A 19,476-nucleotide genomic window follows, 5' to 3' on the forward strand; every position below is an offset into this window, starting at 1 on the left:
GTTCCCGAGCGGCCAAAGGGAGCAGACTGTAAATCTGCCGTCATCGACTTCGAAGGTTCGAATCCTTCCCCCACCACCATCACTTCATAAAGCACCAACAGCAAATCAATCTCTAATGCCCCATATTCTGCCCATGCGGGAAGGATGAGAAGCTTCGACTAAGGTTCGATTCGAGCGTAGCGAGAAAGCGTTGCCACAGGCAACGACCCGAAGGGCGAAGCGCGTAGCGCTGAGTAATCCTTCCCCCACCACCATCACTTCATAAAGCAACACACTCAATTCCTCAGCAATGCCTTTTATTTGCCTGATGCGCTGCGCTTATCAGGCCTACGAACTCGTCACGTGCCCGCAATTTGTCTGCTGCGCTGCGCTTATCAGGCCTACTAACTCGACATGTGCCCGTAATTTGTCTGCTGCGCTGCGCTTATCAGGCCTACGAACTCGACACGTGCCCGCAATTTGTCTGCTGCGCTGCGCTTATCAGGCCTACTAACTCGACATGTGCCCGTAATTTGTCTGCTGCGCTGCGCTTATCAGGCCTACGAACTCGATACGTGCCCGCTATTCGTCTGATGCGCTGCACTTATCAGGCCTACAGCGCTCGCTGATACCTTCGTAGGCCGGATAAGGCGCTTGCGCCGCCATCCGGCAAACAGGCATAAAAAAACCCCGCCGAAGCAGGGTTTTGTCATTCTCAAATATACGATTAGTGACGCGCGCGAACAATCTGGTATTTGCGTGTCAGATATTCGACCGGGACGCTCCAGATGTGTACCAGACGAGAGAATGGGAACAACAGGAATAGCGTCATACCCAGCACCAGGTGCATACGGAAAATGAACGCAACACCATCGAGATATTGAGACGCTCCGCCCTGGAAGGTCACCACTGTCTGCGCCCAGTTCACCAGCTTCATCATCTCGCTACCGTCCATATGCTGGGCGGAAAACGGAATGGTCAGCAGGCCCAGCGCACACTGGATCACCAGCAGTGAGAGGATCAGAATATCCGCCCCGGTGGTGGTGGCCCGCACGCGCGGGCTGAACAGACGACGTTTCAGCAGCAGTACACCACCAATCAGACACATCAGGCCACTGGCACCGCCCGCAAACATTGCCATCTTTTGTTTCACTTCAAGCGGTAGCCAGGCTTCATACATCCAGTGCGGCGTCAACATGCCAAGGAAGTGCCCAGCAAAGATACCCAGGATCCCGATGTGAAACAGGTTTGACGCCAGGTTCATCCCTTTGCGATCCAGCATCTGACTGGAAGCTGCACGCCATGTATATTGCCCATAGTCATAACGCAGCCAGCTGCCGATCAGAAAGACAGAACCCGCGATGTACGGATAGATGTCAAAGAAGAACGTATTCAGGAAGTGCATTATTGCTGTCCTCCGGTGGTGATATTCAGATACTGCGGCGCAACGGCCCCGGCAAAACGACGCTGGTGAGCGGAGATTTCCGACTCGCCACACCCCTGATCGGCGAAGAATTTCACCTGCTCTTCTTCCCAGACCGCATCCAGCGCTTGTGGAGTATCGTCACGGGCTTCATCCGCAATTTTTTCAGCCACTTTATCGCTGTCGATAACGGTATTCGCCAGTTTTAACAGCAGATCGAACAGCACCGCATAACGGCTTTCACGCTGTTGCAAACGAGCGCTGAGCAGCGCCAGAATCGGCGCAATATCCTGTAAGCCACCTAGTGCTTCGCTTTTCGGCAGTTGCGCAAGGTATTCCAGATACAGCGGCAGATGATCGGGAAGTTCGCGGCTGTCGAGCTGTAAACCGTGCTGCTCATACTGTGCCATCAGGTCAACCATAGCCTGACCGCGATCGCGGGATTCACCGTGAACATGTTCAAACAGCAGCAGCGATGTCGCGCGGCCACGGTCAAACAGTTCGCTGTAGGCAGCCTGCACATCCAGCATGTCCTGCGAGGTTAGATCGCGCAGGAAAACGCCCAGAGTCTGGGCATCCTCTTTATCCAGGTTCTCAGATGACGCGAGTGCATCGAAAAGTTCCTGCTGATGCTGCCACAAGGCAGCATCCGGGTACTCGAGCAGACGCGAAACAATGACGAGTTCAATCATTGGTGCGGCTCCGTTTTGCTGGTCACATCGACAGCGTCGATGCGGCGGCTGTTGAACAGATTGAATTTAGTATCAGAACCGTGGCAACCGTCGCCGAAGGTAAAGCCACAACCGCTTTTCTCCGGGAACGCGTCACGCGCCAGTTCACGATGGCTGCTCGGTACCACGAAACGATCTTCGTAGTTCGCGATTGCCAGGTAACGATACATTTCCTGTGCCTGTGCTTCGCTTAAGCCCACCTCTTCCAGCGCACGGGTATCAACTTTGCCGTCAACAGTTTCCGCACGTTTGTAGTGACGCATCGCCAGCATACGTTTCAGCGCCAACAGTACCGGCTGGGTGTCACCTGCAGTCAGCAGGTTCGCCAGGTACTGAACCGGAATACGCAGGCTGTCAACATCCGGCAGAATACCGTTGCTGCCCAGCTCGCCCGCATCAGCAGCGGACTGAATCGGTGACAATGGCGGCACGTACCAGACCATCGGCAGTGTGCGGTATTCCGGATGCAGCGGCAGCGCCAGCTTCCAGTCCATCGCCATTTTGTAAACCGGAGACTGCTGTGCGGCATCAATGACGCTCAGCGGAATACCATCTTTCAGCGCCTGTTCAATAACAGCCGGATCGTTCGGATCGAGGAACACGTCCAGCTGACGCTGGTACAGATCTTTCTCGTGCTCGGTGCTTGCTGCACTTTCGATCGCATCTGCGTCATACAGCAGTACGCCGAGGTAACGGATACGACCTACACAGGTTTCGGAGCAAACGGTCGGCTGACCAGCTTCGATACGCGGGTAGCAGAAAATGCACTTCTCCGATTTCCCGCTCTTCCAGTTGAAGTAGATCTTCTTGTACGGGCAGCCGGTGATACACATACGCCAGCCGCGGCACTTGTCCTGGTCGATCAGCACGATGCCATCTTCTTCACGCTTGTAGATAGCGCCGCTCGGACAGGTCGCCACACACGCCGGATTAAGGCAGTGCTCACACAGACGCGGCAGGTACATCATGAAGGTGTTTTCGAACTGACCGTACATCGCCTTCTGCATGTTTTCGAAGTTCTGATCTTTGGCGCGTTTTTCGAACTCGCCGCCCAGAATTTCTTCCCAGTTCGGACCGCTGGTGATTTTATCCATTCGCTGACCGGTGATCAGCGAGCGTGGACGAGCAATCGGCTGCGCTTTGCTGTCTGCCGGGGCGTTATGCAACGTCTGGTAGTCAAAATCAAACGGCTCGTAGTAATCATCCATGCCCGGCAGATGCGGGTTAGCAAAGATTTTACCCAACAGCAGCGCTTTGTTACCCATGCGCGGCTGCAGTTTGCCGTTGATTTTACGGATCCAACCGCCCTTCCATTTTTCCTGGTTTTCCCAGTCGTTCGGGAAGCCAACGCCAGGCTTACTTTCGACGTTGTTGAACCAGGCGTACTCCATACCTTCACGGCTGGTCCAGACGTTTTTACAGGTCACTGAACAGGTGTGGCAGCCGATGCACTTATCGAGATTCAGCACCATGCCGACTTGTGAACGAATTTTCATTTTACGCTCTCCTGTACCTGGTCATTGCCTTCGCCATCCAACCAGTTAATGTTCTTCATCTTACGTACAACTACGAACTCATCACGGTTTGAACCGACGGTGCCGTAGTAGTTAAAGCCGTAGGCCAACTGCGCATAGCCGCCGATCATATGGGTCGGTTTCGGTGTAATACGGGTCACCGAGTTGTGGATCCCACCGCGCTGCTGGGTGATTTCTGAACCCGGCAGGTTAACGATACGTTCCTGCGCGTGGTACATCATGGTCATCCCGGCCGGTACACGCTGGCTGACAACTGCACGTGCCGTCAGCGCACCGTTGCTGTTGAAGACTTCGATCCAGTCGTTATCTTCGATTCCCAGATCCTTCGCATCGACTTCGCTCATCCACACAATCGGGCCACCGCGTGACAGCGTCAGCATCAGCAAGTTGTCGCTGTAAGTGGAGTGGATACCCCATTTCTGGTGCGGCGTCAGGAAGTTGAGCGCTTTTTCCGGGTTACCATTAGATTTCTCGCCGATCACCGCTTTCACCGAACGTGTGTCGATTGGCGGACGGTAAACCAGCAGGCTTTCACCAAAGTCACGCATCCACTGATGATCCTGATACAACTGCTGGCGACCAGACAGCGTACGCCATGGGATCAGCTCGTGAACGTTGGTATAGCCGGCGTTATAAGACACGTGTTCATCTTCCAGTCCTGACCAGGTCGGGCTGGAGATAATTTTGCGCGGCTGCGCCTGAATATCGCGGAAGCGAATTTTTTCGTCTTCTTTATTCAGCGCCAGATGCGTATGGTCACGACCGGTAAATTCACTCAGCGCAGCCCAGGCTTTAACGGCTACCTGACCGTTAGTTTCCGGCGCCAGCGTCAGGATCATCTCGGCTGCATCAATTGCGGTATTAAGCCAAGGCTGGCCTTTTGCCGGACCTTCAGCCTTGGTGTAATTGAGCTTACGCAGCAGATCCATTTCGCTCTGGGTATTCCAGGCAATCCCTTTACCGCCGTTACCGATTTTTTCCATCAGCGGGCCGATGGAGGTGAAACGCTCGTAGGTTGCCGGATAATCACGCTCAACGGTCATGATGTGCGGTGCGGTAACACCAGGAATCAGGTCACATTCACCTTTTTTCCAGTCCTTCACGTCCAGCGGTTGTGCCAGTTCTGCGGCAGAGTCGTGCTGAATAGGCAGCGTAACGACGTCAGTTTCTTTACCGAGATGGCCCACGCAAACTTCAGAGAATTTCTTGGCGATGGCTTTGTAGATTTCCCAGTCGCTCTTCGATTCCCAGGCCGGGTCAACTGCCGCAGACAGAGGATGAATAAACGGATGCATGTCCGAGGTATTCATATCGTCTTTTTCATACCAGGTTGCGGTCGGCAACACGATGTCGGAATACAGACAGGTGCTCGACAGACGGAAGTCCAGCGTGACAACCAGATCCAGTTTGCCGTCCAGGCCGTTATCCTGCCATTCCACTTCTTCAGGCTTCACGCCGCTCTGCTGGCCGAGATCTTTGCCCTGAATACCATGTTCAGTACCCAGCAGATACTTGAGCATGTACTCGTGGCCTTTACCGGAAGAACCGAGCAGGTTAGAACGCCAGATAAACAGGTTGCGCGGATGGTTTTTACCGTTTTCCGGCTGCTCTGCCGCAAAGCGAATAGAACCTTCTTTCAGGGATTTAACGGTGTAATCCACCGGCGTCATACCTGCTTTCTGCGCTTCTTCGGCGATACGCAGTGGGTTAGTCCCTAACTGCGGCGCAGATGGCAACCAGCCCATACGTTCAGCGCGAACGTTAAAATCAATCAAATGACCGCTGTAGCGGGATTTGTCTGCCATCGGGGAAAGCAGTTCCTGCGCAGTAACCGTCTCATAGCGCCATTGGCTGGAGTGGTTATAGAAGTAGGAAGTGCTGTTCATATGACGAGGCGGACGCTGCCAGTCAAGAGCAAACGCCAGCGGCTGCCAGCCGGTTTGCGGACGCAGTTTTTCCTGGCCGACGTAGTGGGCCCAACCGCCGCCGCTCTGACCGATACAACCGCAGAACACCAGCATATTGATCAGGCCACGATAGTTCATATCGAGGTGGTACCAGTGGTTCAGGCCCGCACCGACGATGATCATCGAACGACCGTGTGTTTTATCGGCGTTATCCGCAAATTCACGGGCAATGCGCACGATCTGAGAACGTGATACGCCAGTGATTTTTTCTGCCCATGCCGGCGTGTACGCTTTCACGTCATCGTAGCTGGTCGCGCAGTTTTCGTCGTTCAGACCACGTTCCAGGCCATAGTTAGCCATGGTCAGGTCGTAAACGGTGGTCACCAGCGCGGTAGAGCCATCGGCCAACTGCAGGCGTTTAACCGGCAGTTTGTGCAGCAGAATATTTTCCAGCTCTACTTTACTGAAGTGCTCGGTACCTTCGCCGCCAAAGTACGGGAAGCCCACTTCAGCGATATCGTCCTGGCTACCCAGCAGGCTGAGTTGCAGTTCGGTTTCATCACCGGACGTACCGTCGCGTTGCTCAAGGTTCCATTTGCCCTTTTCGCCCCAACGGAAACCAATTGAACCGTTTGGCGCAACCATTTCGCCGTTGCTGTTGATAGCGACGGTTTTCCATTCTGGGTTATTTTCCTGGCCCAGAGAGTCGACCAGATCCGCCGCACGCAGCATACGACCAGCAGCATAGTAACCGTCACGCTCTTCGAGCATCACCAGCATTGGCATGTCAGTATAACGACGAACGTAGTCGGTGAAGTACTGGCTCGGGTTATCGAGGTGGAACTCGCGCAGCATGACATGGCCCATCGCCATTGCCATCGCCGCATCGGTTCCCTGCTTCGGTGCCAGCCACAGGTCGCAAAGTTTGGCGATTTCTGCGTAGTCCGGAGTAATCGCTACCGTTTTGGTGCCTTTATAGCGAACTTCAGTAAAGAAGTGCGCATCCGGAGTACGGGTCTGCGGTACGTTAGAGCCCCATGCAAGAATGTAGCTGGAGTTATACCAGTCGGCAGATTCCGGTACGTCGGTTTGCTCGCCCCAGGTTTGCGGGGAAGCCGGCGGTAGGTCACAGTACCAGTCGTAGAAGCTCAGGCAGGTACCGCCAATCAGCGACATATAGCGTGCACCGGAAGCATAAGAAACCATCGACATCGCCGGGATCGGAGAGAAGCCTGCAACGCGGTCAGGGCCATAGGTTTTGATGGTGTAAACGTTAGATGCAGCAATCAGTTCATTCACTTCCTGCCAGGAAGAACGAACAAACCCACCACGACCACGCGCTTGTTTGAAGCTTTTTGCTTTGTCGGCGTCTTCGATGATGGATGCCCATGCGTCTACCGGATCGCTGTGCAGTCTTTTTGCTTCACGCCACATCTTCATCAGACGTTTGCGCATCAGCGGGTATTTCAGACGGTTAGCGCTGTAGAGATACCAGGAATAGCTTGCACCACGTGGGCAGCCGCGAGGCTCGTGGTTAGGCATATCTGGACGCGTGCGTGGGTAGTCAGTTTGCTGGGTCTCCCAGGTCACCAGACCATTTTTCACATAGATTTTCCAGCTGCATGAGCCCGTGCAGTTTACCCCGTGGGTTGAACGCACGATTTTGTCATGCTGCCAACGCTGGCGGTATCCGTCCTCCCAGTCCCTGTTGGTATTGAGAAGCTGGCCATGCCCATCGGCAAAGGTTTCGCCCTTCTGCTTGAAGTAGCGAAACCGGTCCAGGAATTTACTCATCGGTTTTCTCCTGTAGGAGCCTGACGGCTCTCTGATAAATCGACATTGCTTGATTGAGAGCGAAGGTAACGCTCTGAAAGGGCGTGAGAATTGATAACGATCAAGGCATGCAGGGATGAAAAATGAAGGTTGGTTTTTACATACCCCCAAAGTGGGATATTGTTTTTTAACGTAATATTCTGAATTTAAAGGATTTTAAATAATTCACTTATCATACAAATGTTAAATTCTTTATAAGTGGGTATTAAGGGGTATCCCCCCTGCCAGGCATATTACCGGCACCGTTTTCGCAGACTTTCGTCATGAGCTCACATATAAGTATGTTGTAACTAATTTAGAGCAAAAAAAAGCGCGGTCTAACACCGCGCAATGGATAATCAACTGCTACTACTTTTTTACTTTTTAGAATGACGTCCGTATACCGCCCAGGTGATGACCACACAAGCGACATAGAAGATCAGAAAGACTTTCATCGCATCGACCGGCGAACCAGTTAACGCCAGAGACGTACCAAATGCTTTCGGGATAAAGAAGCCGCCAATCGCACCAATGGCTGAGATAAAGCCCAACGCTGCCGCGGTGTCGGTTGCTGCTTCGCGCATTGCTTTCTCTTCTGAACCACCTTCAGCTTTCACTCTGTCCATCGTCAGCTTGCGGAAGATAACGGAGATCATCTGGAAGGTTGAACCACTCCCCAGACCAGCCGTCAGGAACAATGCCAGGAACACCGCGAAGAAGGCGATAAAGTTGCCGCCAACGCCGTTTGATGGCAGCGTCAGGAACAGTAAGGCACTGAAAATAGCCATCAGCACAAAGTTCACCAGCGTTACACGGGTTCCGCCCAGACGGTCAGAGATTGCGCCGCCCGCTGAACGAGCCAGCGCGCCAATCAACGGTCCAAAGAAGGCGTAATGCAGGATCTGTACCTCAGGAAACTGCGTTTTTGACAACATGGCAAAACCGGCAGAGAAACCGATGAATGAACCGAAGGTTGCCAGATACAGCAGGCTCATAATCCACAGATGCCCACGTTTCAGCACCGGCAATTGCTCTTTCAGCGACGCTTTTGAGGTTGCCAGTTCATTCATACCAAACCATGCAGCCAGCGTTAACACCGCAAGGAACGGTACCCAAATCCATGCGGCGTTTGCCAGATACAGCTGCGTACCATCCGGTTGTTCAACCCCGTGGCTACCAAATGCGGCAAAGATTGACAGTGAAACCACCAGCGGCGCAACCAACTGCATCACGCTGACGCCCATGTTGCCCAGGCCACCGTTCAGACCCAGCGCACCACCCTGTTTCTGTTTTGGAAAGAAGAAACTGATGTTTGCCATGCTGGACGCAAAGTTCGCACCGGCGAAACCGCACAACAGAGAGATAATAATAAAGGTACTAAACGGCGTGGAGGTATCCTGCACCGCAAAACCTAACCATACACAAGGAATGATCAGGATACCGGTGCTAAACGCTGTCCAGCGACGTCCACCAAACAGGGGAACCATAAAGGAGTACGGAACACGCAGCAGCGCGCCGGACACCGAAGGTAATGCCGTCAGCATGAACAGCTGTTCAGTGGTGAAATCAAATCCGACTTTCGGTAAGTTCACCGCCACGGCGCTAAATAACATCCACACGCAAAACGCCAGCAGCAAGCAAGGGACTGAAATCCACAGGTTACGGCTGGCGATTCGTTGACCACGCTGCTGCCAGAAGGCGGGATCTTCCGGCCGCCATTCGGTAATTACAGCTCCAGATGCCCTTTCCGGGGCAGATGAGTGACTCATAGACACCTCTGATACTTGTTTCGATGCCTGCAACATTAGGGTTTACAGCTGGAGGTAAGTTGATATAAATCAAAGGAAAAGGTGTCATTATTCATGCCTAAAATTTATCATTACCCTAAATGAGTACATAACTTCGGTAAAAAAGATGTGGTTTTTCACGCTTCTGTCGCCCCCTACTCCCCCTCGCCCAGGATCTCTCCCTCCGCTGGCAATTAAGAGGTAGCCCGTTTGAGGTATGGGTATACTCCAGTGTATCGCCGAGAATAACGCCACTGCCTGCAGCAGAATCGTCATTCAATAAGGTTTTCTGTTCGACGAAAACCCGAAGGAACAAGTCACCATGTTTAAACGTTGTCTCTCCCCGCTTACGCTGGTCAACCAGGTGGCGCTGATTGTTTTATTGTCCACAGCCATCGGCGTGGCTGGTATGGCTGTCTCCGGCTGGCTGGTTCAGGGCGTTCAGGGTAGCGCCCATGCAATCAACAAAGCGGGATCGCTGCGCATGCAGAGTTATCGCCTGCTGGCAGCCGTACCGCTGGACGCTAGCGATCAACCGCTTCTGGATGAAATGGAGAAAACGGCGTTTAGCCCGGAGTTGACGCGTGCCGCAAAGCGAGACGGACAACAGGCGCAGTTAAAAGCACTACAGGATTACTGGCACACTGAACTGGCGCCGGGGCTTGCGCATGCGCAAACGCCTGATGCGGTAGCGCAGGATGTGACGCGCTTTGTAGGCGGTCTGGATAAGCTGGTTACCGCCTTTGACCATACCACCGAATTACGCATTGAACGCGTCGTCCTGCTGCATCGCCTGATGGCCATATTTATGGCATTGCTGCTGGTTTTCACCATTATCTGGCTGCGCGTGCGCCTGTTAGAGCCGTGGAAGCAGCTGCTGGCGATGGCGCGAGCCGTCAGCCAACGTGATTTTACCCAACGCGCGCGTATCAGCGGGCGTAATGAGATGGCCGCTCTGGGCTCGGCACTGAATAATATGTCGGAAGAACTGGCCGAAAGTTATGCCGTGCTGGAACAGCGGGTGCAGGAAAAAACAGCGGGACTGGAGCATAAAAACCAGATCCTCTCTTTTCTGTGGCAAGCCAACCGCCGCCTGCACTCTCAGGTGCCGTTGTGCGAACGCCTCTCTCCGGTACTGAACGGTCTGCAAAATTTAACCTTGCTACATGATATTGAACTCCGGGTTTACGACCTGGAAGATGAAGACAATCATCAGGAATTTACCTGTCAGTCCAATGCCAGCTGTGATGAAAAAGGTTGCCATCTGTGTCCTCGCGGAACGCTGCCCGCGATTGACGGCGGGATCACATTGAAATGGCGGCTGACCGATGCGCATACCCAATATGGTATTCTGCTCGCCACCTTGCCGAACGGACGCCATCTCAGCCACGATCAGCAGCAGCTGGTTGATACCCTGGTTGAGCAACTTACCGCAACGCTCGCGCTCGACAGACATCAGGAGCGTCAGCAGCAGTTGATCGTGATGGAAGAGCGTGCCACCATTGCACGCGAACTTCATGATTCTATTGCACAATCGCTCTCTTGTATGAAGATGCAGGTTAGCTGTTTGCAGATGCAGGGCGATGCGCTTTCAGATAACTGTCGCGAGTTGCTCAGCCAGATTCGTAACGAGCTGAATGCTTCGTGGGCACAACTGCGTGAGCTGTTAACCACCTTCCGTTTACAGCTCACAGAACCTGGATTACGGCCGGCGCTGGAAGCCAGCTGTCAGGAGTACAGCGCCCGTTTTGGATTTACGGTTAAGCTGGATTATCAGCTACCGCCACGCCTGGTCCCTTCGCATCAGGCGATTCACCTGCTACAAATTGCGCGCGAAGCCCTGAGTAATGCACTTAAACACTCTCAGGCCAATGAAGTGGTCGTGACGGTGGTGCAAAATGGCAAGCAGGTCAAACTAACAGTGCAAGATAACGGCTGCGGCGTACCGGAAAACGCCGAACGCAGTAACCACTACGGCATGATTATAATGCGCGATCGTGCGCAGAGCTTGCGCGGCGATTGCCGCGTACGCCGTCGCGAGACGGGCGGTACTGAAGTTGCTGTCACTTTTATTCCCGAAACAAACTTCACAGAAGTCCAAGGAGATACCCATGAGTAATCTGGAACCGGCAACCATCCTGTTGATCGACGATCATCCGATGCTGCGAACCGGTGTAAAACAGCTTGTCAGCATGGCGCCCGATATTACCGTTGTCGGCGAAGCCAGCAATGGTGAGCAGGGTATCGAGCTGGCTGAATCCCTTGATCCCGATCTGATCCTGCTTGATCTCAACATGCCCGGCATGAACGGCCTGGAAACTCTCGATAAGCTGCGTGAAAAGTCACTGTCGGGCCGTATCGTTGTGTTTAGCGTATCCAATCATGAAGAAGACGTAGTTACCGCACTGAAACGCGGCGCTGACGGTTATCTGCTGAAAGATATGGAGCCTGAAGATTTACTCAAAGCCTTACAGCAGTCAGCGGCCGGTGAAATGGTGCTGAGTGAGGCCTTAACGCCGGTTCTGGCCGCCAGCCTGCGTGCTAATCGTGCAACGTCGGACCGTGATGTCACCCAACTGACACCGCGTGAGCGCGACATTCTCAAGCTCATTGCCCAGGGGCTGCCGAACAAGATGATCGCCCGTCGTCTGGACATCACTGAAAGTACGGTAAAAGTCCATGTGAAGCATATGTTGAAGAAAATGAAGCTCAAATCACGCGTCGAAGCCGCGGTATGGGTACATCAGGAACGCATTTTCTGATAACGTGTTGATGCTTCATTGCTAACGAGGATCATTTTCCGAAACGGTAATAAACGGTTCGGTCAGTGATAGCGTGATCTCATTGGAAGAGACACGCTGACCCTGCTCATCTTCTACCACCACAGACAACCGCCAGCGGTTTGTCGCGCCTTCGCTGCTGTCCCACTTCGGCATAATAATCGTCCAGCCTTGCGCGCTTCGGTTATCGCTACCCGCCGTTAAACTCAACGCCTGGGTATCACCCTGCCAGGTCAAATGGCGGATCCCATGCAAACTACGCACCTGCAGCTTCAGCGCCACCGTCTCACCAGACTTGAGATCCCAGGGCGGCGTGGCCAAAAATACCGACAATGTTTTACGCTGGCGATATTCCAGCGTCGGCAGATTGTTACGCTGCGGATCGTCATAACGACTGCCGCGCAGCGATCGGCTGTTTGCCACCTCGCTGACCATCAGTTGTTTTTTTAGCGGCACGCCAAAGCGGTAATTCAGCGTTAAGCCAAGGTTATTCTGGCTGACTCCGCTTTCGCCCTGCTTATGTTGTGCCGTCACGGTAATCAATGGCACCGGCGTATAGCTCAATCCCAGATTCACCGCCACAGGATTGTGGTACCCGGTTCCGGAATGAAACAAATCCACCCGGTCGCCAAAATACTGTTCCACGCTGACGCTGGTATTGAGGTGTTGATAGAACGGCATGCGCATTTGCGCGGTCAGGTCGTAGCCGCGGGCCATCCGTTGTTCCTGGGTTGCGGAACGCTCCTGCCAGGAGGACAACGGTTGGTAATAGTTAGCGGATAAGCGCAAGTATTCGCCCCACGCCTCGGCGCCAAGGCCTCCCCGGGGCAGATTTTCATCCAACAGGTTGTCATAAAAGGTGTTGTAACCCAGAAACCAGCCGTCGCGTACCCAGCGCTGCCCAATCCCCGCATTGCTGACTAAACCTTCGTCCTGTTGCGTCAGCCCCAACTGGCTCCAGGTTAAATATCGTTGATTGTCCTGCCATGGGATAAACCAACTTCCCCGACTTCCGGTAAAGCTGCCTTCGTTATCCACCTGCAATCCAACGCTGGCGTTTCCCCAGGGAGAGAGCCAGGATTCCAGTTGCTGATTAACCTGTTCGCTGACCGTGTCACGCACCTGACCAAACGCGAACTGCTTCGCCTGTTCACCCGTATCAAGCCCGTTATCGGTCATGCTGGCTTCACCAAACGCTTTGACCATTTCAGCAAAGTGCTTTTCGCCTGCCCGCGACTCCGGCGCCATACCGAGATCGGGTAAGCCATCACTATTGTTATCGAAAGGGTTTTCAGCCTGGGGAATAAAAGATGTCCGTGCGTTGGCAATACCGCCTGCCAATGGCAAGAGTGAGAATACAGCGAGAGAAAAATAAATATTACGGCTCAAATCGTCAGTTGTTTCTTACATCAATTAATTAGACACACTTAACCTAAACCATAACGTCTTCGGCTGTTAATTGCAGCCTTTATCCCCGTTTTCGGGATTTTCTGACATGGATAATTAGAGGTACCCACTCCTGCAACCATGCTTTCTTTCCCACATCAGGAACAGGGAGTAACATACACGCCAGGAATTATCCCTTCCATCTGACAACAGGAGTAATAATGCAAAAGATAGTGATCGTCGCGAACGGTGCAGCCTATGGAAGCGAATCGTTATTTAACAGCCTGCGTCTGGCCATCGCCCTGCGCGAACAGGAAGCGGATCTGGACCTGCGTCTGTTTTTAATGTCGGACGCGGTAACCGCGGGATTACGAGGTCAGAAACCTGCAGAAGGATACAATATTCAGCAAATGCTGGAGATCCTGACGGCGCAAAATGTGCCGGTCAAACTGTGTAAAACCTGCACCGATGGCCGCGGGATCACGACGCTGCCGTTAATTGACGGAGTAGCCGTCGGCACGCTGGTAGAACTGGCTCAATGGACGCTGGCTGCAGATAAAGTATTAACCTTCTGATACACCGCTTCAGGCAAGCTCACTGAAAGTGTCGATAATTTCCGAATTTAATCGTAGATGGGCGCGGTTTCGTTGAACGTTAGCACGCCCTTTCAACCCTTTTGAGGTATTTTGTCACTTTTGTTTAATCGTTATGCCATTTTTTGATCAAAATCAGCATCCTGTTGCTCCCCCTTTGGTGTTATGCAGTGAGTGAAATGTGAACAACATCACGCAGCACTTTCGACAGAAAGTACGTTGTTTTCAAGAACGGGGTGAAAAATGGCATTAGTGAAGGCGAGTTTAAAGTTATTTGGTGGCGATACGGTAGTCGTGCGCTGTTCTGAGCGCTGCCACATCCACCTGATGAGCGAGAAAAATCACGTCAAAGACACGCAGTCCGACATCTTAAGCGTGCAGGATCGTGATAACGCATGGTTAACCGTACCGTATACCGGCGTCTGGAATGTGCTGATCGACAGCCATAGCCAGTCGCTCGAGCATTCGATAAGTTTTATTGCAGCCTAAGCGTTAAACGCCCGATAAGCACCTGGCTTATCGGGCATACAACATCGGGCGATATTAGGCAAATCCTGGACGCATAACACCTTCCGGCAGGTTCTCTCCCAACAATCGTTTGACTGTGATCACCAGATCGTTAAGACAATCATCCTGCATCCCCAACTTGACCAGCTCCTGTTCCAGTGAGAACAGATACTGGGCGTTGGTGCCTAAAGGTCCGCTCGCCGCGGCGATAAGCGGCGCAATAACCTGCGCGCGCGTGTCTGACTCAAACAGCGGATGACGCGGATCCATAATAAAGACCAGTGCGTTCACCGTCCTGCCGTCATCAAGCGCCAACTGACACCAGGTCGGCAGATAACAGCCGGTGATCATTTCTCGCTTCCACAGCAGTGAAAGCTCTTGTTCCAGGGACGCGTCCGGCAAACGGTAGGCCACACCGGTGGTGCGTCCGCCCTCTTTCAGGGCCAGCATACGTCCTGGCTGACACGCCGTTCCTCGCCCCGCCGTCAGGCGCAGGCAAAAGGCACGGTGCCAGCCGACTAACGTCCCGGTACAGGACTCTTCAAATTCTAAGGCCGGGTTCCACATCAACGATCCATAACCGAAGATCCACACCGGTCCATCATCTGGTCGGCATGCAAGCGTGGCGGCCAGTGAGGCTGCCCGTTGTTCCGCTGACCAGAGTAGTGATTCTTCAATAGCACCAAATGCCGTCTTACAGTCGGCATTCAATAAAAAATCACGCGTTAACACCTTACACCTCCGCCACTGCTGCTTCCCTGCGACAACTTTTTTGACGCCTTCCGGGCTTTTTTACTGCTCATTTTGAAACCAATAGCTGGACAATAGGCAATTCACCGCTCGCTTGCAAGGGAACAAAGTGTCAACGGCACTTTATATCCTCTCGGGGTGATACGTCCTGCACTATCATTTGTATCAGTACGCTCATCAATTTTTGTGGATGCTAAAATCTAATGTGCTGTTATTTAAATATTCTCTAAACAAGATATGCAATTTCATTCGCTCGGATGCAAAAAATGGTCCATGCCGTAAAATTACGTAAAATCAGATCGGAAATACCGAAAGTTCTGTTATTTTTTACATTCTTTAATACTTTTATAATTATAAATACCTGCAGAGATGGAGAATTAGTTCAATGACACACGTACATGAGGCGGTAAAAACCCGCCACAAGGAGACCTCTCTCGTCTTCCCGATTTTAGCACTGGTAGTACTGTTCTTATGGGGGAGCAGTCAGTCACTACCAGTGGTCATCGGCATTAATGCGCTGGCCCTTATTGGTATATTAAGCAGTGCATTCAGTGTTGTCCGTCATGCGGACGTATTAGCACATCGACTTGGTGAACCCTACGGGTCGCTGATCCTCAGCCTGTCCGTTGTTATTCTTGAAGTCAGCTTAATCTCCGCATTAATGGCGACCGGCGATGCAGCGCCTACGCTCATGCGCGATACGCTATATTCAATCATTATGATCGTAACCGGCGGCCTGGTCGGTTTTTCATTACTGTTAGGTGGCCGTAAATTTGCCACTCAGTATATGAATCTGTTTGGTATTAAGCAGTATTTAATCGCCCTGTTTCCGCTGGCCATTATTGTACTGGTGTTCCCGATGGCTTTACCGGGTGCAAATTTCACTACCGCGCAGGCGCTATTAGTGGCATTAATTTCTGCGGCAATGTACGGTGTATTTTTGCTGATCCAAACTAAAACGCACCAGAGTCTGTTCATTTACGAGCATGAAGACGAGGGTGACGACGACGACCCGCATCACGGTAAACCGTCAGCACATAGCAATTTGTGGCACGCTGCCTGGCTTATCATTCATCTGATCGCCGTTATTGCCGTGACCAAGATGAACGCCAGCCCGCTGGAGACATTGCTGACTGAACTGAATGCCCCAGTGGCATTTACCGGTTTCCTGGTCGCATTGCTGATCCTCTCTCCTGAAGGCCTCGGCGCGCTGAAAGCGGTTCTGAGTAATCAGGTACAGCGGGCGATGAATTTATTCTTCGGTTCGGTGTTAGCCACCATTTCACTGACCGTTCCGGTAGTGACTCTGATCGCATGGGCAACCGGGAATGATTTGGTCTTTGCGCTGGGCGCGCCAGAGATGATTGTAATGGTTTCATCACTGGTACTGTGCCACATCTCTTTCTCCACCGGACGCACCAACGTGCTTAACGGTGCGGCGCATCTGGCGCTGTTTATCGCCTATCTGATGACGATATTTGCCTGATTAGTCTTTCTGATAGAACCCACGGCCCTTCTCAGGGCCGTTTTCTTTTACCGCTCACAGCTCCGGATAAACCTGTTGACCATCGACAAACGTTAATAACGACTCCGTTTGGTGCAATTTGTCTGCCGGAATAGCCATAATATCCTGATTAAGCACCGCAAAATCGGCGAGCTTACCTGCCTGCAAACTTCCCCTCTGCTGTTCTGCAAAAGCTATCCAGGCGGCATTGAGGGTATACATTTTTAATGCATCTTCTCGGCTTAACTGGCGCGTATCATGACGTACCGAACCGTCGAGCGTTTTACCTGTTACATGATATTCAATGGCATGCCATACTCCTGCAACGCCAATCCGCGTCGCATCCGTACCACCTACTACGATAACCTCCTGCTCTAACGCGGGTTGATATGAGGCACCGCCTGATTAAGTTCCCATTTTCCCCATCATATTTATCTACCTTATCATGTGATGATCATCTGGAAAGCTGATGCCGCACCGCTACGCTGGCGATTCGCGCGCTGGCTAGCAGACGTTCGAACGAATGCCCGCAACGCGCTTTTCCCGACAGGCCAAGCATTGTGGTACTGACGTAATCAGTCAGGCTGTCAGCCTCTTTAGGATGCCGCTGTGCGATAAAGTCGTGAATTTTTTGTTCGGCAGCCGAGTAGAAATTCTGCGCGACCTTCCGCGCCTGCGGATCGTTACTGTGCGTGCCCTCCAGGACCAAACATCCCGGCGCATGCGGATCTGCGGCATAACGTCGCGCCGCCTCCTCAAGCAGATCGGTAAGACATGCAGAAACGGGTTTGTCGGGGCGAAGAATGTCATCAAAAGGGATCGCCTCGGTTTGTACGTAGCGGTCAAGAACTCGTTTATAAAGACCGATTTTGTTCCCAAAAGCCGCATAGAAACTGGGGGGCTTGATCGACAACGCCGCGGTGACATCCGCCACGCTAACCGCGTCATAGCCATGTGCGTGAAACAAGGGTTGTACTTTGGCAACGGCCATTTCTGGATCAAAATTACGTGGGCGTCCAGGTGCACGAGTGCATTTTGTAGTGCTCATTACAAATCCATTGACAGAAAACTGTGCACCCATTATATATCGATCACTACATAATTGTTCAAGGAGCACCTCATGTCTTCTTTTAACGGCAAGTCAGTTCTGGTTCTTGGCGGCAGTCGTGGGATTGGCGCGGCTATCGTGCGCCGTTTTGCCGCGGATGGCGCATCGGTTATCTTTACCTATTCAGGCTCCCCTGACGCTGCCAAAGCGCTTGCTGATGAGACGGGTACCCAGACAGCGCAAACCGATAGCGCCGACCGTAACGCCGTCATCAACCGGGTACGCGAAAGCGGCCCGCTGGACGTGCTGGTAGTTAATGCAGGCATTATTCTGTTTGGTGATGCGCTGGAGCAGGATCCGGATGACGTGGAGCGCCTGTTCCGGATTAACATTCACTCCCCATACTATGCGGCCGTGGAAGCGGCACGACAGATGCCTGACGGCGGACGCATTATCATTATTGGTTCTGTGAATGGCGACCGTATGCCTCTTGCTGGCCTGGCCTCTTATGCGGTGAGCAAATCAGCGCTGCAAGGGCTGGCCCGGGGGCTGGCACGTGATTTTGGACCACGGGGCATTACGGTAAACGTGGTTCAACCGGGTCCTATTGATACCGATGCCAACCCGGAAGATGGCCCACTGAAAGAGGTGATGCACAGTTTTATGGCGCTAAAACGACATGGCCGTCCAGAGGAAGTTGCGGGAATGGTTGCCTGGCTTGCAGGCCCTGAGGCTGGGTTTGTGACGGGGGCAATGCATACAATTGACGGTGCATTTGGCGCCTGACGGCCACCCTTAACACTTTTCTCAAACAGCAGTCCGAAGAGATATCTCTCCGGACTGCAATACTTTCTTAGTTCTCGGTATCCAGCTCGTCGAAGCTTTTAACCAGGTCATCAATCGCTTTAATCTGAGTCAGGAACTGTTCCAGTTTCGCCAGCGGCAGCGCGGATGGACCATCGCATTTCGCATTGGCTGGATCCGGATGCGCTTCAATAAACAGACCGGCCAGACCTACCGCCATACCTGCGCGCGCCAGTTCGGTAACCTGCGCACGACGACCGCCGCTTGCTGCGCCAAACGGGTCACGGCATTGCAGCGCATGGGTAACGTCAAAAATCACCGGCGAGTTGCCAGAAACTTTCTTCATCACGCTGAAGCCCAGCATATCCACAACCAGGTTGTCATAACCAAAGTTCGCGCCACGGTCGCACAGAATTACTTTGTCGTTGCCGCCTTCATGGAATTTGTCCACGATATTGCCCATCTGGCCCGGGCTTACGAACTGCGGTTTTTTCACGTTGATAACGGCACCGGTTTTCGCCATCGCTTCCACCAGATCGGTCTGACGAGCGAGGAAGGCCGGCAGTTGAATCACATCCACCACGTCAGCAACAGGCTGAGCCTGGCTGGCTTCGTGAACATCGGTGATCACTTTTACGCCAAAAGTCTGCTTCAGTTCCTGGAAGATTTTCATCCCTTCTTCAAGGCCCGGTCCACGGTAAGAGTGGATGGAAGAACGGTTGGCTTTATCAAAGGAGGCTTTGAACACGTAAGGGATACCCAGCTTTTGAGTAACGGTTACGTAGTGCTCACAAATGCGCATCGCCAGATCGCGGGATTCCAGCACGTTCATTCCGCCAAACAGCACGAACGGCAGGTCATTTGCCACGTTGATGTCGCCAATGCTAACCACTTTTTGTTTCATAGGATCGCCTTAAACGGTAGGTAAAG

At 52.7% G+C, this 19,476-nt stretch carries 16 protein-coding genes and 1 other RNA gene; 7 read left to right on the forward strand and 10 right to left on the reverse strand.

From position 1 onward, the window contains the following. Positions 1-123 precede the first annotated feature (123 nt). Positions 124-254, forward strand: a non-coding RNA gene (locus tag OGY13_RS15920) — RtT sRNA. A 452-nt stretch (positions 255-706) separates the two neighbouring features. Here OGY13_RS15920 and narI read toward each other — a convergent pair. From narI to OGY13_RS15945, 5 genes are all read right to left on the reverse strand, one after another. Then, complete coding sequence (gene narI / locus OGY13_RS15925; RefSeq protein ID WP_003833386.1) at positions 707-1,384, reverse strand: respiratory nitrate reductase subunit gamma; 678 nt, start codon at positions 1,382-1,384, stop codon at positions 707-709. Next, entirely contained in the window at positions 1,384-2,094 is a 711-nt protein-coding gene (gene narJ / locus OGY13_RS15930; RefSeq protein ID WP_048235259.1) for a nitrate reductase molybdenum cofactor assembly chaperone, read from the reverse strand. The genes narI and narJ overlap by 1 nt, the downstream gene beginning before the upstream one ends. Then, positions 2,091-3,629 (reverse strand): nitrate reductase subunit beta, encoded by a 1,539-nt coding sequence (narH, locus tag OGY13_RS15935; RefSeq protein WP_003833388.1) that lies wholly within the window; start codon positions 3,627-3,629, stop codon positions 2,091-2,093. The genes narJ and narH overlap by 4 nt, the downstream gene beginning before the upstream one ends. Then, positions 3,626-7,369, reverse strand: a complete 3,744-nt coding sequence (locus OGY13_RS15940) for a nitrate reductase subunit alpha (protein ID WP_008784960.1) — start codon at positions 7,367-7,369, stop codon at positions 3,626-3,628. The genes narH and OGY13_RS15940 overlap by 4 nt, the downstream gene beginning before the upstream one ends. Before the next feature lie 395 nt (positions 7,370-7,764). Further along, positions 7,765-9,156, reverse strand: coding sequence for a NarK family nitrate/nitrite MFS transporter (locus OGY13_RS15945; protein ID WP_003833390.1), 1,392 nt, complete (start codon positions 9,154-9,156; stop codon positions 7,765-7,767). Positions 9,157-9,496: 340 nt separating this feature from the next. On the opposite strand from OGY13_RS15945, the gene narX reads away from it, so the two are divergent. Both narX and narL read left to right on the forward strand, forming a co-directional pair. Beyond that, positions 9,497-11,293, forward strand: a complete 1,797-nt coding sequence (gene narX / locus OGY13_RS15950; RefSeq protein WP_003833391.1) for a nitrate/nitrite two-component system sensor histidine kinase NarX — start codon at positions 9,497-9,499, stop codon at positions 11,291-11,293. Next, a complete protein-coding gene (gene narL, locus OGY13_RS15955; RefSeq protein ID WP_003833392.1) occupies positions 11,286-11,936 on the forward strand; it encodes a two-component system response regulator NarL in 651 nt (216 codons plus the stop codon). Before narX ends, narL begins: the two co-directional genes overlap by 8 nt. A gap of 21 nt (positions 11,937-11,957) precedes the next feature. On the opposite strand, the gene OGY13_RS15960 is transcribed toward narL, so the two are convergent. Beyond that, the gene (locus tag OGY13_RS15960) at positions 11,958-13,343 is read right to left on the reverse strand and encodes a YchO/YchP family invasin (RefSeq protein WP_213752335.1); all 1,386 of its coding nucleotides are present in this window, start codon (positions 13,341-13,343) and stop codon (positions 11,958-11,960) included. A 218-nt stretch (positions 13,344-13,561) separates the two neighbouring features. Between OGY13_RS15960 and OGY13_RS15965 the strand changes: the two genes are divergently transcribed. Both OGY13_RS15965 and OGY13_RS15970 read left to right on the forward strand, forming a co-directional pair. Beyond that, the gene (locus tag OGY13_RS15965; protein WP_003833402.1) at positions 13,562-13,915 is read left to right on the forward strand and encodes a DsrE/DsrF/TusD sulfur relay family protein; all 354 of its coding nucleotides are present in this window, start codon (positions 13,562-13,564) and stop codon (positions 13,913-13,915) included. 261 nt (positions 13,916-14,176) lie between these two features. Further along, on the forward strand, positions 14,177-14,422 hold the full coding sequence (locus tag OGY13_RS15970) for a DUF1883 domain-containing protein (RefSeq protein WP_038641131.1): 246 nt from the start codon (positions 14,177-14,179) through the stop codon (positions 14,420-14,422). A 54-nt stretch (positions 14,423-14,476) separates the two neighbouring features. On the opposite strand, the gene OGY13_RS15975 is transcribed toward OGY13_RS15970, so the two are convergent. Then, positions 14,477-15,172 (reverse strand): gamma-glutamylcyclotransferase, encoded by a 696-nt coding sequence (locus OGY13_RS15975; RefSeq protein ID WP_016156738.1) that lies wholly within the window; start codon positions 15,170-15,172, stop codon positions 14,477-14,479. 403 nt (positions 15,173-15,575) lie between these two features. Here OGY13_RS15975 and chaA point away from each other — a divergent pair, with 403 nt between their 5' ends. Then, positions 15,576-16,676, forward strand: coding sequence for a sodium-potassium/proton antiporter ChaA (gene chaA / locus OGY13_RS15980; protein ID WP_048216245.1), 1,101 nt, complete (start codon positions 15,576-15,578; stop codon positions 16,674-16,676). 54 nt (positions 16,677-16,730) lie between these two features. Here chaA and OGY13_RS15985 read toward each other — a convergent pair whose 3' ends face one another. Both OGY13_RS15985 and OGY13_RS15990 read right to left on the reverse strand, forming a co-directional pair. Continuing rightward, the gene (locus tag OGY13_RS15985; RefSeq protein WP_347880468.1) at positions 16,731-17,057 is read right to left on the reverse strand and encodes an amidohydrolase family protein; all 327 of its coding nucleotides are present in this window, start codon (positions 17,055-17,057) and stop codon (positions 16,731-16,733) included. Between the two features lie 91 nt (positions 17,058-17,148). After that, on the reverse strand, positions 17,149-17,742 hold the full coding sequence (locus tag OGY13_RS15990) for a TetR/AcrR family transcriptional regulator (RefSeq protein WP_213752336.1): 594 nt from the start codon (positions 17,740-17,742) through the stop codon (positions 17,149-17,151). Positions 17,743-17,814: 72 nt separating this feature from the next. Here OGY13_RS15990 and bdcA point away from each other — a divergent pair, with 72 nt between their 5' ends. Then, positions 17,815-18,528, forward strand: a complete 714-nt coding sequence (gene bdcA / locus OGY13_RS15995) for an SDR family oxidoreductase (RefSeq protein WP_060682114.1) — start codon at positions 17,815-17,817, stop codon at positions 18,526-18,528. A gap of 67 nt (positions 18,529-18,595) precedes the next feature. Here bdcA and kdsA read toward each other — a convergent pair whose 3' ends face one another. After that, a complete protein-coding gene (gene kdsA / locus OGY13_RS16000; RefSeq protein WP_003020772.1) occupies positions 18,596-19,450 on the reverse strand; it encodes a 3-deoxy-8-phosphooctulonate synthase in 855 nt (284 codons plus the stop codon). Positions 19,451-19,476: the final 26 nt, after the last annotated feature.

Origin of the sequence: Citrobacter sp. Cpo045 (assembly GCF_030332875.1) — a bacterium.
Classification (GTDB): domain Bacteria; phylum Pseudomonadota; class Gammaproteobacteria; order Enterobacterales; family Enterobacteriaceae; genus Citrobacter; species Citrobacter portucalensis.

Coding starts and splice junctions, on each gene's coding strand:
- narI (WP_003833386.1), bottom strand. CDS start 1,384: ATGCACTTCCTGAATACGTTCTTCTTTGACATCTATCCGTACATCGCG.
- narJ (WP_048235259.1), bottom strand. CDS start 2,094: ATGATTGAACTCGTCATTGTTTCGCGTCTGCTCGAGTACCCGGATGCT.
- narH (WP_003833388.1), bottom strand. CDS start 3,629: ATGAAAATTCGTTCACAAGTCGGCATGGTGCTGAATCTCGATAAGTGC.
- OGY13_RS15940 (WP_008784960.1), bottom strand. CDS start 7,369: ATGAGTAAATTCCTGGACCGGTTTCGCTACTTCAAGCAGAAGGGCGAA.
- OGY13_RS15945 (WP_003833390.1), bottom strand. CDS start 9,156: ATGAGTCACTCATCTGCCCCGGAAAGGGCATCTGGAGCTGTAATTACC.
- narX (WP_003833391.1), top strand. CDS start 9,497: ATGTTTAAACGTTGTCTCTCCCCGCTTACGCTGGTCAACCAGGTGGCG.
- narL (WP_003833392.1), top strand. CDS start 11,286: ATGAGTAATCTGGAACCGGCAACCATCCTGTTGATCGACGATCATCCG.
- OGY13_RS15965 (WP_003833402.1), top strand. CDS start 13,562: ATGCAAAAGATAGTGATCGTCGCGAACGGTGCAGCCTATGGAAGCGAA.
- OGY13_RS15970 (WP_038641131.1), top strand. CDS start 14,177: ATGGCATTAGTGAAGGCGAGTTTAAAGTTATTTGGTGGCGATACGGTA.
- chaA (WP_048216245.1), top strand. CDS start 15,576: ATGACACACGTACATGAGGCGGTAAAAACCCGCCACAAGGAGACCTCT.
- OGY13_RS15990 (WP_213752336.1), bottom strand. CDS start 17,742: ATGAGCACTACAAAATGCACTCGTGCACCTGGACGCCCACGTAATTTT.
- bdcA (WP_060682114.1), top strand. CDS start 17,815: ATGTCTTCTTTTAACGGCAAGTCAGTTCTGGTTCTTGGCGGCAGTCGT.
- kdsA (WP_003020772.1), bottom strand. CDS start 19,450: ATGAAACAAAAAGTGGTTAGCATTGGCGACATCAACGTGGCAAATGAC.